This window comes from Spiroplasma helicoides (genome assembly GCF_001715535.1).
Lineage (GTDB): Bacteria > Bacillota_I > Bacilli_A > Mycoplasmatales > Mycoplasmataceae > Spiroplasma_A > Spiroplasma_A helicoides.
Genome location: NZ_CP017015.1, coordinates 1,129,857 through 1,148,322 on the forward strand (window position 1 = coordinate 1,129,857; position 18,466 = coordinate 1,148,322).

General features: G+C 25.9%; 13 protein-coding genes. 4 read left to right on the plus strand and 9 right to left on the minus strand.

The features are described 5' to 3' along the window. Positions 1-68: 68 nt before the first annotated feature. Positions 69-1,700 (minus strand): hypothetical protein, encoded by a 1,632-nt coding sequence (locus SHELI_RS05070; RefSeq protein WP_069117268.1) that lies wholly within the window; start codon positions 1,698-1,700, stop codon positions 69-71. Positions 1,701-1,997: 297 nt separating this feature from the next. On the opposite strand from SHELI_RS05070, the gene SHELI_RS06125 reads away from it, so the two are divergent. The 3 genes from SHELI_RS06125 (at position 1,998) to SHELI_RS05080 (ending at position 5,406) form a co-directional block, all read left to right on the plus strand. Next, positions 1,998-2,090, plus strand: a complete 93-nt coding sequence (locus SHELI_RS06125) for a lipoprotein (RefSeq protein WP_198146094.1) — start codon at positions 1,998-2,000, stop codon at positions 2,088-2,090. Beyond that, complete coding sequence (locus tag SHELI_RS05075; RefSeq protein WP_232306380.1) at positions 2,053-3,612, plus strand: hypothetical protein; 1,560 nt, start codon at positions 2,053-2,055, stop codon at positions 3,610-3,612. Before SHELI_RS06125 ends, SHELI_RS05075 begins: the two co-directional genes overlap by 38 nt. Before the next feature lie 195 nt (positions 3,613-3,807). Then, complete coding sequence (locus tag SHELI_RS05080; RefSeq protein WP_069117272.1) at positions 3,808-5,406, plus strand: lipoprotein; 1,599 nt, start codon at positions 3,808-3,810, stop codon at positions 5,404-5,406. Positions 5,407-5,584: 178 nt separating this feature from the next. Here SHELI_RS05080 and SHELI_RS05085 read toward each other — a convergent pair whose 3' ends face one another. Further along, positions 5,585-6,259, minus strand: coding sequence for a hypothetical protein (locus SHELI_RS05085; protein ID WP_069117274.1), 675 nt, complete (start codon positions 6,257-6,259; stop codon positions 5,585-5,587). A gap of 354 nt (positions 6,260-6,613) precedes the next feature. On the opposite strand from SHELI_RS05085, the gene SHELI_RS06290 reads away from it, so the two are divergent. Further along, entirely contained in the window at positions 6,614-6,862 is a 249-nt protein-coding gene (locus SHELI_RS06290; protein WP_069117276.1) for a hypothetical protein, read from the plus strand. Positions 6,863-6,925: 63 nt separating this feature from the next. Here the strand turns inward: SHELI_RS06290 and SHELI_RS05095 are convergent, their stop codons facing one another. The 7 genes from SHELI_RS05095 to SHELI_RS05125 form a co-directional block, all read right to left on the minus strand. Further along, positions 6,926-8,107, minus strand: a complete 1,182-nt coding sequence (locus SHELI_RS05095) for a lipoprotein (RefSeq protein ID WP_069117278.1) — start codon at positions 8,105-8,107, stop codon at positions 6,926-6,928. Between the two features lie 420 nt (positions 8,108-8,527). After that, the gene (locus SHELI_RS05100) at positions 8,528-10,405 is read right to left on the minus strand and encodes an ABC transporter permease (protein WP_069117280.1); all 1,878 of its coding nucleotides are present in this window, start codon (positions 10,403-10,405) and stop codon (positions 8,528-8,530) included. Positions 10,406-10,496: 91 nt separating this feature from the next. Then, complete coding sequence (locus SHELI_RS05105; protein WP_069117282.1) at positions 10,497-12,050, minus strand: RNA-directed DNA polymerase; 1,554 nt, start codon at positions 12,048-12,050, stop codon at positions 10,497-10,499. Then, positions 12,028-13,908 (minus strand): RNA-directed DNA polymerase, encoded by a 1,881-nt coding sequence (locus SHELI_RS05110; protein WP_069117284.1) that lies wholly within the window; start codon positions 13,906-13,908, stop codon positions 12,028-12,030. The genes SHELI_RS05105 and SHELI_RS05110 overlap by 23 nt, the downstream gene beginning before the upstream one ends. A 209-nt stretch (positions 13,909-14,117) precedes the next feature. Then, entirely contained in the window at positions 14,118-15,989 is a 1,872-nt protein-coding gene (locus SHELI_RS05115) for an ABC-2 transporter permease (RefSeq protein WP_069117286.1), read from the minus strand. A 112-nt stretch (positions 15,990-16,101) separates the two neighbouring features. Continuing rightward, the gene (locus tag SHELI_RS05120; protein ID WP_069117288.1) at positions 16,102-17,361 is read right to left on the minus strand and encodes a lipoprotein; all 1,260 of its coding nucleotides are present in this window, start codon (positions 17,359-17,361) and stop codon (positions 16,102-16,104) included. A gap of 121 nt (positions 17,362-17,482) precedes the next feature. Further along, the gene (locus SHELI_RS05125) at positions 17,483-18,376 is read right to left on the minus strand and encodes a lipoprotein (protein WP_069117290.1); all 894 of its coding nucleotides are present in this window, start codon (positions 18,374-18,376) and stop codon (positions 17,483-17,485) included. Positions 18,377-18,466 lie beyond the last annotated feature (90 nt).

Below are 18,466 nucleotides of genomic sequence, written 5' to 3' on the forward strand. Positions count from 1 at the left end.
CAAATTTTACTTTTTCTTAAATAATTTTAAATTTTGTAACTAAATTTTTTGTAAATATTTTTATAATGCTAATCCTCTATTCAACTATAAGCAACTTCGCATGTAACAGAGCCTTTTAAAATTGAGCTTCCTTTTATTGCTTTAATAAACAAACTACCATTCTTACCACCTTTTTTTGCAGGTGTGTATTCCCCAAACTCATAATCTAGATTAATTTGAGCGCCTGGAGCATATGATTTAACATAGCTTGTGGCAGATTCTACAACATCTTCTCATTTGTTTTTATATGGAAATAAGATTGGTTTTCAAGAAATATTTTTTAAATCTAAAAATTTTATATTAATTTTAAAAATAGCATTACCAGATAAAACATTACTACTTTCACTAGCCTTAACTCTAATATATCCTGTTTGTCCAACTGGTTGTACATAATCATAATAACTATAATCAACACTCTTTTGTGCTTTTGAAGCAAACTTAGTGATGATTTTATCAACTTCATTTTCAACTTTATCTCTTGTAAAATCATTATTATCTTCAAATGTTACTACTTTATTTTCAATTTTTTCTAAATTTAATAAAGTCCCATCATTAAAATCAATTGTAAATGTAGCACTACTTTCTTCTAGGTATTTACTTGAATTATAAGCATCAACCACTATTGATCCTTTTACAGTTCTAGTTGGAGCCACAAACTTACTAAATTCTAAGTCAACTCCTTTATTTAAATTAAATCCTCATAAATTTTTTAGTTTATCTAAAATTGCATTTTCTGATTGTGATTGATTATTATCGGTTGGTTTGATTATTAAATCATTAGATGATAGTGAACCAAGTGATTTTTTTATTATTTTATTTATATATTTAATTTTTAATTCTAATACTCCATACAAATAGACACTTTCTTTTGTTGCGGTTAAAGTAATCGAACCATCATTTGAACTGGTTGCTTCTTTATAATCACTAAAATAATAATCAGTTTTTTCTTCAACTGGATATTGGAATCACAAAAGTGCTTTTTTAGCTGATTTTACTACTTCATAATAACTATTTTCTTCTGGAGTTACATATTTGTTTGGCAAATCTTGTAAATTTTTTTTAACTATTCCAATTTTTTCATAAATATAATCAATAGTTACTTTTCCTATATAGTTCTTTGAGCTTTCTTTTGCTTTAATAATACAACTTGTAAGAGTTGGATCACCTTCAAATTCAATTTCTTCTTCAGTCAAATCAAAGTAATAATTTAATCTATTAATTTGAATAAGTAGATTTCTTAGTGTTGGTAATTCTTCATAACCTTGAAATTTACCTAATTCTGTTGTTGGTAAAGTAGATAAATAGGTTTTATAGTTATTTTCTACATAAGTTAATTTAAAACTTGCATTACCTTTCAATTTCTCGCTTTTAGGGTTTGTAAAAATATCTAATAATCCATTTTTTTTACTATTAGATGAACTATAAGTGTCTGTGAAATCTAAATTTTTAACAACATCAACATTATATTCATTTTTTATTTTAGTAGTAAATTCTCTTTCAGCAGCAGTTTTAGTATTTGTAGTTGGATTTAAAGTTAATTGGGTATCATCTCAACTAGAAATATCGATTTTATTTGTATTATTACTTGAGCATGAAACAATTGATAAAGAAGTGTTTGCAATTATAAAACTCATTGATAATAAAACTATTAGTTTTTTCATATAAATTCACGCCTTACTTTTAATTATAATTAGTATTAAAATATTTAATTTAAAATCTTTTTTATTATATCACATCATGGTATTTTAAGTTTTTTTGACACTAGGTTGATAATTGTAAAAAAAATCATATGATAAATAAAAAAATAGTGCATTAATTCTTTTGATAACTAAAAATATAATTTGTTTTATTAAAATATTTTAATACTTATAATAAAAATTTTTTACTATAATAAAAAAACTTTTAAATGTTATATAAGTAAAATTAACCTAAGTTGGTTTACAACTTAGGAGGATATAATGAAGAAATTATTAAGTTTACTAGCAGCTACAGGGTTAGTTGCATCAAGTTCAAGTGTTGCGGTTGCATGTAACAAAAAAAGCTGATGATAAAGGAACAGCTACTACTACAAAAGATTTATCAACACTAGGAGCAGATGATTTAAAATTGCAAGTATCTGATGATAAAAAAGAAACTGCAGTCACTGCTGTTATTGCTCAAATTAAAGCAAAATTAAAAGTCGATGCTAAATTAGACACTGACTTTACAGTTGGTGATTCAGACTTTACAGCACCAAAAAGTGATGGTACAGGTAAAATTAAAGTAACTTCAAAATCTGGAAGTAAAGTATTGGTTGAAGGAAAATCTGCTGAATTTAGTTTAACTCTAAAAGCAGCTGAATCTACAGTAAAAGATTTATCAACAATTACTGGAGATAAGTTAAATGTTATTAGTGATGATGCATCACAAGAAAAAGCAGAAAGTGCTGTTATTGCTCAAATAAAAACTCAGTTAGGAGTTGAAGTTGCCAAAACAACTGATGTTACATTTAGTGGTTTTAAAGCACCAAGTCAATCTCAATCAGGAACAATTACAGCAACAGCTGTGAGTACAAGCACTTTAGTTAAAGGCTCAGCAACATTTAATTTAACTTTAAAGTTTGATGAAGCCTCAACACCTCAGGATTTATCAACAATTACAGGAGATGATTTAAAATTAGATCCAGAGGGTGATACAAAAGAATATGCAGTTAAACAAGCAATTATTTTAATTCAAAATAAATTAAAAGTTATTACTGCTTTAGATACTGACTTTACAGTTGGTGACTCAGATTTTACAGCAGCAACTAATAAAGCAGCAGGTTCAATTAAATTAACAGCAAAAGAAGGAAGTACTAAATTAGTTGCTGGAAAATCAGTTACATTTAGTTTAGTGTATAGAAAAAATGTTGATTTAAAATTTTTTCAAGATCTTATCAACGGTGAAGGTGAAATGGGAGCAATGATGCCTACTCTTTATAAAGGTGGAGTAACAATTGATCCAACAACATCTACTAATAAAGATAATGTAAATAATCAAGTAAAAGCCTTTATTGAAAAATTATGGCCAGTAGCAGCCTCAGAGAATATTAATTTTACATTAGATCAATTATTAAAAAATGTAAATGCCACTTATTATGATGATGCAGCATGAACAACTGAACATTCAAGCGATAAAATTCAATCATTAAAAATTAGTGTAAAAAACAATAATGAAAGAAGTTTAGAGGGCTATTACTTACATGGTGAAATCAAAACACACATTGTTGAACAAATTGATATTACAACAGTTGTAAAAGATGAATCACAAATAGCTTTAGAGTGTAAACAAGGTGAAGAATTACAAGCATTGCAAACATATTTAAAAGAAAAATATGCAAGCTTCTTAACAGAACATAGAACAACTGTAGATATTTTTGGATTAAATAATTTGAATAAATCTTTAAAATATAAAGATGATGGAAGTGCAGAAGCTGGTGGTAGTGCAGAAGTAACTTTACCAAACTCTAATCCTGAAATGATTGTAAACAGCTTATTTTCTAAAACTATAACTTTACAATTAAAAGTTACTATTAAAAGCGGTGCGACAAAATAGTTAATAATGGTAAATTTTAAAATATTAGTATATAAATATTAAAAACTCCTAATAAAAGAGCTTATCTATTTTATTAGGAGTTTTTCTTATATGTATTACATCAAAAAAATAAAATTTATTTTACGATAATAAAAAACTTTTAAATGTTATATAAGTACAATTAACATAAGTTGGTTTACAACTCAGGAGGATAGAATGAAGAAATTATTAAGTTTATTAGCAGCTACAGGATTAGTTGCTACGAGCGGAAGTGTTGCAGTTGCATGTAACAAAAAAACAGATGAAGCAACAGGTAAAGATTTATCAACCTTAGGAGCGGATGATTTAAAATTACAAGTTTCAGATGCTAAAAAAGAAACTGCAGTAGCTGCGGTTGTTGTTCAAATTAAAGCAAAATTAAAAGTAGATGCTGTTCTAGATACAGACTTTACAGTTGGTGATGCTGATTTTACAGCACCAAAAAGTGATGCAGTAGGTAAAATTAAAGTTACTGCAAAATCTGGAAGTAAATTATTAAATGAGGGAAAATCAGCTGAATTTAGTTTAACTTTAAAAGCAGCTGAATCAACAGCCAAAGACTTAGCAACAATTACTGGAGATAAATTAAATGTTGTTAGTGATGATGCAACTCAAGAGAAAGCAGAAAGTGTTGTTCTTGCTCAAATAAAAACTCAATTAGGAGTTGAAGTTGCCAAAACAACTGATGTTACATTTAGTGGTTTTAAAGCACCAAGCGAATCTAAAACAGGAACAATTATAGCTACAGCCGTAAGCACAAGTAACTTAGTTAAAGGGTCAGCAACATTTACTTTAACTTTGAAATTTGATGAAGCCTCAACACCTCAAGATTTATCAACAATTACTGGAGATGATTTAAAATTAGATCCAGAGGGTGATACAAAAGAATATGCAATTAAACAAGCAGTTCTTTTAATACAAAATAAATTAAAAGTAACTGCTGTTTTAGATAAAGACTTTACAGTTGCTGATTCAGACTTTACAGCAGCCACAAAAGATACTGTGGGTTCAATCAAATTGAGTTCTAAAGAAGGAAGTACTAAATTAGTTGCTGGAAAATCAGTTACATTTTCTTTAGTATATAGAAATAATGTCGATTTAAAACTTGTTCAAGACTTCATTAATGGTGAAGGAGATTATGCAACATTTAACCCCGCTCTTTATACAGGTGGAGTAACAGTTAGTCCAACAATAATTACTGATAAAGATGCTGTACATAATCAAGTAAAAGCCTTTACAGGAAAACTATTAGTTATGGCTGCTTTTATTGGAATTGACTTTACATTAGATCAATTACTTGAAACAGTTGATGTAACTTATTATGATGATGCAGCTGGAACAGTTGAACATACTAGTAATAAAATTCAATCACTAAAAATTGTTGTAAAAGATAATAATGAAAGACACTTACAAGGATTCTACTTACATGGTGAAATAAAAACAAAAATCTTTGAGCAAATTAATATTACAACAATTGTAAAAGAAGATTCTCCAATTACATTAGAATGTAAAAAAAGTGGGGAATTAGATGCATTGCAAGCATACTTAAAAAATAAATATTCAAGTTTCTTAACAGAACATAAAGCAACTGCTAACATTTTTGGATCAGATTCATTGAATGATTCTCTTAAATATAAAGATGGGGGAAGTGCAACTGCTGGGGGAAGTGCAGAAGTAACTTTACCAAATCCAAATGGAGACTATAATCTAAATAACTTATTTTACAAATCTGTAACTTTAAAACTAACAATTACTATTAAAAGTGCTTCAGAATAATGGTTAGTATTATGGTGTTTTAAAATATTATTATTTATAAAAACTCCTAAGAGGATAGGTTTGCTTTTATTCTTAGGTTTTTTTAGTTTATTTTAGGTTATGATTGAGCAGTTTGAATCTTATATACTTAAACTTTTTCTAAATGTTAAATTAAAAAATACTCTTATGGGAAAGTAAATTACTTTATATAAGAGTATTTGAATTTATTATTAAGATGATTTTTAAAGTTAAATTGTTGTATTAAATCTTTTGCCAATTGATATTTGATAGTAAAAGTGTAGGCTCCTTCTGGTGAATGATCTTTATCAAAAACAACATCATACATTCATTCACCGTTTCCTAAACTTGCAAAACTTCTAGAAACTGTAACATATTCATTATGTCCTTTATCACATGAAACTTCTGGTTCTACTTTATCAATTGAATTGCTTACAATAACTTTTATTGTAAAAATAGCACCAATTATTTCTTCTGTTGAGTTATCTCCTTCAGCTGCAATAACTGGTGCTTCTAAAACTTTAATAATTATATCTTTTGTTAAACTTTCTCCATATTTTAGAGTAATTTTTGCAAATTCAGCTGCTGCTTTACCTTTATATGAAACTGTAAATTTATTTTTATTTGATCGATCTTGTACTACGCTTACTTCTTCTAATCTAGTATCATTTTCAGCAGTTGCTGTAAGTACTGTTGATGAATCACCATGTTTAATAGTTACATCAAATGATTTTGTATCTCCAACTATAACATCAGTTGTAGTAATTGATTCAGGAAATGCTGGAATTAATTCAGGATCTTTTTGATAACTATAACTTACTTCAACACTTCCACTAAAGTTAGCTGAACTTTCCACTGCTTTTAAAGTAGCTTTTTGTGCTGTTGCTTCTCCATCAAATGCTACATCACCATCAGTTAATTCATAATCACTATTTACTTTATTAACTGCTTCAACAATGTCTGCAATACTTGGTAATGATCCAGTTCCAACTTTATTTCCTAATGCTTTTATTGATAATTGACCTAAATCTTTTTTAGCAATTTCACTAGATTTTTTAGTATAAGTATAAGTTAACTCAACACTTCCACTAATGTTTTTTGAATCACTTTTTACTGTTAATTTAGCTCCTTTAGTTAAATCTTTAAGTGATGGTTCACTTAACTCTACATCACTTGCTGTTAACTTTAAGTCTTTGTTAATAACATTAACTTGAGTTACACTTTTGCTAAAGTAGGTTTATCTCCAGCTCCTTGTCATAATTTTAAATCTTTAACAATTGTTGATAAATCTTTTTTAGTTGTTGAAGTAGTATCATTAGCTTTTTTGTTAAATGCAACTGCAACACTTGAACTTGATGCAACTAATCCTGTTGCTGCTAATAAACTTAATAATTTTTTCCTTGTTTTATTCTTCTTATCTCTTGGTTATTTTCGTAAATATTATAAATGAAAGTTTTAAAATTTTAAAGGATTTTTTTAGGGTTAAAAAAAACTTTCATAGAAAGTTTTTTTTATAAGAATATTAACCTTTGTTTTTTACTACTAGTGATCCACTACCATAAACAATAGTTGATTCTTTTTTAGCTGTAACTGTATAAGCTATACCAGCCTCTTTATCTCCTGAACCTTTTACAAAAGTAACATCAGATGCACTAATTTTTTGGTTAGGTTTTGCTTCATTTCAAGCTGCAATAATTGCTTCATCTGTCGGAAATTCATCAGATATTGTGAATTCTAGAACTACTGGAACAGCTGGCATTCAAGTTTTTAAATCATTTTTAGCAACTGTTACTGCAACACTTTTTGTAACATTTGTTCCATAACTTAATTTAATTGAAGTTGTGTATTCTTCTTTTGCACTACCATCACCTGCACTTGCTTCACCTGCTTTAATTGTATAACTAACAGTGTAAACGCCAGCCCCAGTTCCTTTTGCAACTTTTACTTGATCTAATAATGTTTTTCCATCTTCAACTGCTGTTAAATCAGTTCCTTCTTTTACATTTGAAACTGTTACACTAAAAGATTTTGATTCATAAACCAAACCACTTTGTGCTGCAACATCACCAATTGAAGGTGTTAATTCAGCTTTTTTAACTGTATATGATACTTCAACTGATCCAGTGAATTTGGTTGAAGCTGATGCTGCTTTTAATTTAGCTTTTGTTGCTGATGCATCACCATCTAATGCAACATCTGAATCCTGTAATCCATAATTAGCATTTTTAGAATTAATTGCTGATACTATTTGTGATAATGTTGGTACACTAGCATCGCTAGCAATTTGAATTTCACCTAAATCTTTTACTGCTAATGCACTCAAATCAGTTTTTGCTGATGGATCTTTTCATACTAATGAAAATTCAACTTTACCTGTTACTAATTTACTTGTTGAAACTGATTCAACTGTAATTTTCCCTGCTTTATCAGCCGCTGTTGCTGCACTGAACCCTGAGAATTTAACATCTGTATTTTCAACAACTGTTACTTTTAATTTTTCTTTAATTTGAGCAATTACAGCTGTTTTTGCTGCAGCTTCTGTATTTGCACTTGGTGACAATTTTAAGTCAGCTGCTGCAATTTTACTTAAATCCTTTAAAGTAGATGCTGCTGTATCGTCAGCTTTTTTGTTACATGCAACTGCAACGCTTGAACTTGATGCAACTAGCCCTGTAGCTGCTAATACACTTAATAGTTTTTTCATTCTTTTTATTCTCCTTCTTTTTTATACATTTTAATTATAAATGTGAAATAAAATTATTATTTCACAATATTTTCCACTTATAATGGAAAATATTTGTTTTTTTTCGATAAATTGAAGTTTTAATAATACATAACTATAAAAAATAAGTATTTGGTATTTTTTATAATATAAATAGCCCATAAATAACTTACTTTTACAGTCTAATATTATTGTACCAAAAAAGTGTTAAAAGTGTTAAAAAAGTGTTATTTTTTTAAAAAAATGTTGAACTTTGAAAAAAATTTGCTAAAATAAAATTGTTTAATAAAACTATTAGTTTTATTAAACACTCCTTCCTGTATAGGAAGCTCGTTAAAAATCAATAAATTTGTTAAAAAAAATATAAAGTTTGGGGAAAGTAAACTTTATATTTTTTTTCTTTTAAATTACATTAAACAATTTATAAAAACTAAATCCAGCAACTCCCAACAATAGTGAAAAAATAATATACCCGAGAACTACAAAATTAGTATCAACTATTCTATTTGTTAGCTTAATCTCTTTTGTAAAAATTTTATCAAAATCTTGATACATTGATTGCCTTGGAGCCACCAATATTCCATTTTGTGAAGCATCTTCATTATATGCAAGTTCTTCATAAGCACTATTTTGTTCATAAAGATAGGCTCTTACAGGTAAAGGTTCTATATAACTATTTGTCATTGTTAATTGTTCATTTGCAAATCCCATATTTGGGTTTAAATACATTAGTAAATATTGATGAAAATAAAAAGGATTTTCAATAAAGTATTTTAAATACTTTAAATCATGACTTTTAACAGCATAATATTTAGTTTCTGTTCTTTCTTTATTAGAAGATACATACATTTTTTCCATATTATAGTTTAAATAGCGATCAATTAAGGTAAAAAAGATTGCCATATATAATCGATTACCATCTTTTAATAGAGCTTTATTATATAAGTCTCTTTCATTAATTAAATTTAGTTTTGGTTTACCTTGTCTTCCTCATGAACCATTAACTGAATTATGTTCTCATTTATCTGCTAAATAAAATCTACTATCAAAGTATTCTTGAGGACTACGCGATCATGTATAAATAAAATCCCTTATAATTATTTGATTTAATTGATAAAGTTCTTTTTTAATATCTCCATTACTTATATTTAAATTTAAAGTTGTTTTTATTTTTGCTATTGCTTCATCATTTAGTAATCACATAGAATAATCATTTAATTGTGATGGTCCTTTAAGATTTTTAGCACTTCATTGATAATAAAAAGTATCTTCATAGTGATTTTTATTATCACTTGGATATAAAGTATTTATTAAAAACTGATAAATTTTATTTTTTGAATAATTTGGTGATATTTCATAACTAAAGTTTTTATTGGTTGAAACACTGTTATTTAAAAAATATGTAGAGTCAAGCATTAATCCTGATTGAGCAACATAACTATAACCACCCATATATTTATAAAAGTTCATATCTCCCACTGTATCTGCTTGATATAAACATTCATATTCTTCATTTGAACATGAATCATTTTGTGAGTTTTTAGCAGTTATTTTATAACTATAATCATCATTTAAACTACTAAAGTTTTTCATCAAATTATAAACAACCCCGTCTTGTTGATAACTTAATTTTTCAAGATCTAAAAGTGATTGAGTTTGTAGGTTTGGTGGTTCTCAAAGATAATTAAAATCACTTTGAGCACCACTCATATGAACTTTACCAATTATTGGTGAACATAAGTAAAATACAAAAACTGAAGAACTCAAAAAATAAACTATTCGCGTTTTTTTAAATGAACAAAAAAATATTAGTAAACAGCTAAATACAAGATCTAGTAAAAAGAAGGTTAGATAACCAAAAAGTACAGATGAACTATAATAATCAAAGTTAATTGGATTAACTATGTAGAGTCCTAAATATAAAACAACCATTAAAAAAATATTTAAAGGAATAGTAATTAGTTTATTGGCAAATAATTTATAAAATAAAAGCTCACTATGACGAAACTTTTTTGCTAACTCTAAATTTAAAATCCCATTATTACTATCTTGAACCATCGCATTAGATATAAAAACTAAGTTAACATAAAACAACAATATTATTCAAAATAGTGATGAAAAAATTAAGATCATAACAGTTTTATCAGTATTTAAGCTAGTATTTAAAATAAATAAGCTAAAGTTTGATGCAATTACTCCAATGACACTCAATAAAATAACAAGTATAAAATACTTATTTTTAAAGTTTCTTCCTATGTTAAACAATATTACATGTTTCATTACTACTCATTATCCTTTAAGTTTATTTTAACTTAAATTATTGTTATTTTGTTTTTAGAACACCAATATTTATTACAAAAATAGTTTTAATTTAACTAAAAAAGTTGGATATAAAATCAAAGTCATCTATTACAGTCTGTTTTGTTATTTTGATATTTTTATTTATGATAATTTTTAAGATTTCTCTAACAAAAAAACTTTGTAAATGCTTTATTTGATTAAGATTATTTATAAATTTATAATTATTTAAAAAACCTGTTGTGTATTTAATTTTATCTTTGTAAAAAACCCTTTTATAAAAAGCCTTTTGTATTAATACTTTACATTTTTCATAACTTTTTATGTCATTTAGGTAATAATTTAGATAACTTTTTCAATACTTTAGTTTTTTAGTAAACTTACTACTATCTATTTTAATTTTTAAATTATTATCCTCAAATATAAATTCATAACCTAAATATTTGAGTGTTTTATCATGAGATTTTTTATCTAAATTTTCAAATGTAAATTTTGTTTCTGAATTTTTTTGTTTGTTTTTCTTATTCTTTTTTTCTGAAATAGGTTCATAAATAAAAACAGTACTTTTTTTAGTGTTTAAACTTAAATTCAGTGTTTTAAATAAATTTCTAATTTTATTCATTAGTAATTCGGAATTATTTAAGTTATTAAATATTATTAAAATATCATCAACATATCTAAAATAACCCAACATATTATAGGTTTTCATTTTAATTAATTTATCGATTTTTTTAATTGCATACCATTCTGCAAATAAAGATGAGAAATTTATTCCTTGTGGGAGACCTATTTTTTGATTTGACTTTTGAAAAGCACCTTTTATAAAATGCAACAAAATTTTTGTATCTTTTATGTCATACTTTCTTTTTAAAATTTTTTTTCAAGCAATATCTTTATCTAAGTCTTTTTCAATTTCTTGTCAATCAATGGCCCTTCAATCAATTGAATTGAAATAACCTTTAATATCTATCTTCATAATTGGTAACTTCATTTGTTTTTGAATTAAAATATTATTCAAAGTACTATATAAATTATATATTATTTTATTTCTTGACTGCCTATGATTGAATAAGCTATTTTTACTAACTATTTTGAATATATAATTCGATACAATTTTATCTTTAAAACTTTGGTTGAATATTTCTCTTTTATTATTTGATCATTTCATGTATTTATAAAAACTGTAATTTTTATTCTTTATTGATTTCAGGCAATTAAATAACAAATCTTCAAGTATCTCATATTTAAAAAAATTTTTCCTTAAATTATAATCTATAGCTTTTTTTATATTTTTTTTGAAACGCTTGTATTTTTTTGTTTTTTGATCAAATTTGCTTACCGAAGTACTCAGATTTTTAAGTTTTTTAGTAATTATGCTATTTTTTAAATCAAAATCGATCAAAATAGCTTTTATCCTATTAAAGAGCTTACTTCTAATAATTTTATTTAATCCATAACTTTCCATATAAAATGACTCAACTATGAAATACAGCTGTTTTTTACTAAAATAAACTTTTTTGTAAAAATTATCTTTTATATAAAAATTATCTTCTAGTTTTTTAAAATTTTCATCAGAAAGAATTTTTTTTATATTAAAATTATTTTTATTTCTCATATTTAAATCCATTTCATTTTTCACAGCTTTCTATAATTTTGTTTCATAAATCATCTTCTGATAAATCATGCATAAATATATTGAAAAAATTAGTTTTTCAAAAAAAGTTGTCTTTATTTTCTACATTTTTTAGCTGAAAAATCATTTTACTTAAGTTAGAATTATTTGCATTTTTTAATTTATTGTTTAGAAAAGAAAAATAATGAGATAGTGTTGCGTAAGTTGAGTAATTTTCAGTTTTTATAAATTTTCAATCGAAGCTACTTTTTTCGGTTAAATATTTTGCTAACTCAATATTTACTTTGTTTATATATTTAGTAAATTTCATTTCAATTTCTTCTGATCAATACTCATTTTTTTTGCAAAAAAATAGTATCGTTGTAACCAAAACTCAATTATCTCAATCAAGCTCGGGATTTCACTTATTTAAGATATTTTCTACAACATCGTTTAAATCATTCTTTAGTATGACATCATTTATTAAAATTAAATTCGCTAAATCTATTGTAAAAAAATTGTTATCTAGTTTTTTAATTAAAAGGTCTAAGTATTTTTGCAAAAATTTTTTAAAATATATTTTATAACTTTTTAGTAAATCCTTTTTATCTTGAAAAGTTACTAACAATAGTTCAATTTTTTTATAATTTACAAACTCGCAATGATTAATTAAAAACCTAATTATAAAAATTAAAGACTTGTTTAGCATATTTTTATTTTTTTTATCTACCTTGATTTTTTTATTTAATTTAATTTTTTTGTGGTTAGTCTCACATTTTTTTAATAAAGTCTTTGATTTTTTTCTTAATATAGAAAAAATATAACTAACAAAAGTTGCATCTCTCATATATATTATCTCTTTTTGTTCTTTACCCTTAATACTAAATTTTTTGATGTATTTTGAAAGTTTATTTTGAAGTTGCATACTGAATTTATACCTTTTTAATAATTTTTTTACTTTTTTTCTTATATTATAGTAATACTTCAAATCTTTAAAATTATATATACTTTTATTGGTAGTTTCTTTAAGATATAGCTTGATATTTTTTAGTTTTTTTTCATAAAATTTGCGAATATTTTCAATAGTATTTTCACTTTCAGAAAATATATATATATCATCAACATATCTTATAACTTCATAATCCTTTTCATGTAGATTTTCTAGTTCATAATATACTGCTCAATCAATTTTTCCCATTAAACATTCTGCAAATAATCTAGAGAGCTCTGGACCTATTGGTATACCATTAGTCTCACTTCGTATTGGTAATGTGATAATTTTTTCAAAATCTTTTAAAAAATAGTGATGACTTTGATTATTATCATATAAATATTTACCTTTTGTAAAATCATTATCAACTATTCATTGAAGTGTGTGTGAATATATTGATGGAAAAAAATTTTTTATATCAATTTTACAAAAAAAATTATATTTTTTATTTTTATAATTATTTTCTATGATTTGTGATAATGTGGTATTTTCATAAAAAGTGAAAAATGGTGCATTTATAGTTTCTTCATAAACATGGTCACCCTTGCCATCATCATCGACATTTTTTATAAAATTTGCTATTTGCTTATGTACTCTCAAAGAAAAACAATGATAATGGTCTAATGTAAGGGATATCGCACCCCATAATTTAAAAAAGTTTTTAAAAATTCATTTATAATAATAGCAATTTATAAAAGTTATTTCACGAATCTTACCAATATCATAAAAATAATACTTCATATTAATGTATCCTATTGGTTTTTCAATACTTTCATCATTATATTTCATATCATAAATATTATTTAATATATAAAGAGTTTCTTGGGGTTGAATAACAAATTTCACAAATTTGTTAAAAAAGATATCATTTTTTTTGCTCATTTTGAACTCCTTTGTTAAAATATATTTGTTCTGCTCAGTTAACAATTTACTAATTGTTAATGATATAAAACTATCTATATTTACTGTATTTATAGATATAAACACACAGTATCCTAGCAGGCATTTATTTAGTAATTGTAGTTTTAAAAAAAATTATACTTGCTAAATATTCGTATGAGATTATCTATTAAGATAATCTCATATTTTTTTTAAATAACATTGACCTTTTTATAAATAACTATACCAATTGAACCAAAAAGTAGACAAACAAAAAGATAACCAATTATAACAAAGTTTGTATTAACAACCCTGTTTGTTAATTTCATTTCTTTGGTATAAATTTTTTCAAGATCTTGATAAAGCAAAGATCTTGGTTTATTGATATTTGTAAAATCATTATCATATTCTAATGGTTCATAGTTATTATTTTTTATATATCCATAAGTTCTAACAGGAAGTTCTTCAAAAGGACTATAATATAAAGCTTTTTGTTCATTTGCATAACCCATATTAGGGTTTAAATACATAAATAAATATTGATGAAAATAGAATGGATTACTAATAAAGTATTTTGTATATTTCATACTTTTATTAGTAATATCTTGATAAATTTGTTCATATCTATATGTATTTCATGCAAGGCTATCAGTAGTTGAGTTATAACTTAAATAACTATCAATTAAATTAAAAAATACTGCCATATATAATTTGTTACCGTTTTTTAAAATTGAGTTTTGATAAATTTGATTTTCATCAACTAATTTTAAAACTGGTTCTTTACCTTGTGATTGGATTTCATCATCTCTGTCTTTAATTCAACCATTAGAAACATACTTTTTATTATTAACATATTTTTGTTGATTGTCATATCAACTTTTAGTAAAGTCATTAATTACTATTCGATTTAAACTTTTAACTTCATTTTTAATATCACTATCACTAATAGTTAAATTTAAGCTTGATTTGATATTTGCAATGGTACTATCTTTTATTAATCAATTTGTGTAATCATATAGTTGATCTTCTCCAGATAAGTTGGCTTTACTTGGTTTATAGTAAAATGTATCTTTAAAGTGATCTGTATTATTGCTTTGATATAAAGTATTTATTAAAAATAAGTAAACTTTTGATTTTTGATAATTTGGTGACAAACTGTAAGTAAAGTTTGTATTAGTTGAAGGACTGTTATTTAAAAAATATAGTGAATCAAGCATTAACCCTGATTTAATAATATAGTTATAACCACCCATATATTTATAATAGTTTAAATCACTAACTCTACTTGCTTGATATAAGCAATCATACCCATTTGGTCTACAACTACTATTATTACTTTCTGGTTTAGCACTTAAAGTATATGCATAATCATTATTTAAACTACTAAAGTTTTTCATTAAGTTATAAACTATTCCCTCTTGGTTTTTAGATAATTTTTCAAGATCAATGACAGATTGAATCTCATATTCTGGAAGTGAACCAGTTTGTGAGTATTCATTTGGAGCAGCAATTTGTTGAATCTTTCCCAATAATGGAGAAAACATATAAAATACAAAAATTGCAGAACTTAAAAAGTAAACAATTCGCGTATTTTTAAATGAACAAAATAATATTAATAAAGAGCTAAATACTAAGTCTAGTACAAAAAAAGTTAATAAACCAAATAAAAGCGATGATTTAAAAAAATCATAATCTATTGGATTTATTATATATAAGCCAAGATATAGTAAAAACATTAAAAAACAATTTGTGGGAATCGTAATTATTTTATTAGCAAATAGTTTATAAAATAACAATTCAATATGGCGATATTTTTTGGATAATTCTAAGTTTAAGATTCCATTACTAGTATCTAAAATCATGGCATTAGATATAAAACAAAGATTGACATAAAAAAGTAATAAAATTCAAAAACTTATTATTCCAATATATAAACCTTGAAAAGTATTTTGTGATAAATTAGTTTCAAATGTAAATAAGTAAAAACTAATAGCAATTATTGCTAATAAGCAAATTAGATAGATAATTGAAAAATACTTATTTTTAAAGTTTCTATTTATATTAAATAGTATGATATTTTTCATTATTGATCATATCCTTTTAATTAATTTTAACTTAAATATGTGTGCTTTAGAATTAAAAAAACCTTGAAGTTTTTAAATTCAAGGTTTAGGTTTTGTAATATAGTTTTTTGTATTATTCTACATTTGTAGCTGTTACTTTTAATGTGATTGCTTGTGCTCCATCATAACTAACTGTTACAGTAACACCTTGTTCAGTTGTAATTTTTGCTGATGCAGTTAGTGTAAATGTGTAAGATGTTGCACCATTTGTTCCGGTTACTTCTCCAACAGTTAAACTAGCCGCTCCAGCTTCTTGACCTTTTGCTGCTGTTATTTTTTTATCTGTTTTAGGGTGAGCAACATTAACTGTAATTGTTTTTGCTTCTTTATTTGCTAAATCAACTGTTGCACCACTTTGTAAACTTTCTCCAAATGTTAAAACTGGAGTTTGAGCTGCTTCTGCCGCTTGAACTGTAACGTTAAATTTAACATCACTTGCTCCATCATATTTTAAAGTAATTTCTACTGGTCCACCAGCTTTTTTAGAAGTTAAAGTAACTTTGTAACTTCCATCGGCTTTTGTTGATGCTGCTTCAACTGCTACAGATACTGTTGTGTCATCTGCTGAAGTAGCTGTTAAAGCTTTTCCTGAAACAACATTTGTAACTGAAACTGTTAATTCTTTTTTGTTACTTGATTCACCCATTTTCATTGTTACATCTTGTTGTGCTCCAATAACTGGAGTTGTAGATGGTGTATCACCAGCTTTAAATGTTAAAACAAATGTAGCTGCTTTTTTAGCTGTAAGTAATTTACTTGAATCAGCTGCTGTTGCAACGATTTGTCCTGGATGGCTTGCATCAGTTGCTGCACTAAATCCACTAAACACAACATCATCTGTTTCTTTTGCAGTAATTGATAATTTTGAGTTAATTTGTGCTAAAACAGCTGTTTTTGCTGCTGTTTCATCATTTGCAGTTGGTGCAACTGTTAAGTCAGCTCCTGTAATCGCTGTTGACAAGTCTAATTTTGCAAAAGCTTTTACTGTGTAAGTAACAGCAACGCTTCCTGTAAATTTAGTTGAAGTTGATTTTGCTGTTAATGTAGCTCCTGTAACTGTTTGTGCAGGAGATTTAGCAATTTCAACATCACTTTCACCTAATCCATATGATGCATTTGTTTTGTTTACGGCTGCCACTAATTCTTTAACTGATGGCATTGTTTCATCAACACCTAATTGGATTTCTCCTAATTCTTTTTTTGCTAATGCACTTAAATCTTTTTTTGTAGTAGCTGTTCCTTTATCATCAGCTTTTTTGTTACATGCAACTGCAACACTTCCACTCGTAGCAACTAAACCTGTTGCTGCTAATAAACTTAAAAGTTTTTTCATATAATATATTTCCTCCTATTGTTGGATCTTCCAACTATTATTATTTTACTCTTATAATAGTGAAAAGCAATTAATATTGAAATAAAAAATCAGCTATATTAAACTGATTTTCATTTGTATATTAACCTTTGAATTTTAAAATAAATGTAATTTTTCCTGAAAGTAATTTACTTCCTGAACCTGCTGTTACAACTAATGAACCTGCTTTATCACTTGATTCAGCTGCTTTAAAATCACCAAATACATAATCAGTAGTTTCTTTAGCACCTGATGCATATGCAACAATTGCTGCAGTTGCAGCTGCTTTAGCTTTTTCAACTGTTTGGTCATCTGGAGCTAATTCTTTTGGTGTAATATCATCTAATTTTTTAACTGAACTAGATTCAGCTGCTTTGAATTTTAAACTAAATGTAACTGTTCCTGAAAGTAATTTACTATCTGAAGCTGCTGTTACAACTAATGAACCTGCTTTATCACTTGATTCAGCTGCTTTAAAATCACCAAATACATAATCAGTAGTTTCTTTAGCACCTGATGCATATGCAACAATTGCTGCAGTTGCAGCTGCTTTAGCTTTTTCAACTGTTTGGTCATCTGGAGCTAATTCTTTTGGTGTAATATCATCTAATTTTTTAACTGAACTAGATTCAGCTGCTTTAAATGTTAAAGCAAAAGTAGCTTTTCCTGTAACAAGTGTGCTTTTTTCAGCTGCCGTTACAACAATACTTCCTGCTTTGTCGCTTGATTCAGCTGCTTTAAAATCACTAAATACAACATCTGTTGTTTTAACAACTGTAACAGTTAATTTTGCTTTAATTTGATCAATAACTGCTTTTTCAGCTGCTGCTTGATCATTTGCTTCTGGAGCTAATTTTAAACTATCTCCTGTAATTGTTGCTAAATCTTTTTTAGTAGTAGCTGATTTATCATCAGTTTTTTTGTTACATGCAACTGCAACACTTCCACTTGTAGCAACTAATCCAGTTGCTGCTAATAAACTTAAAAGTTTCTTCATATAATATATTTCCTCCTATTGTTGGCTTTTTACTCCAACTAATAGTATTATACTACTTTATGTGTGAAAATAAAAAAATATATCAATAAA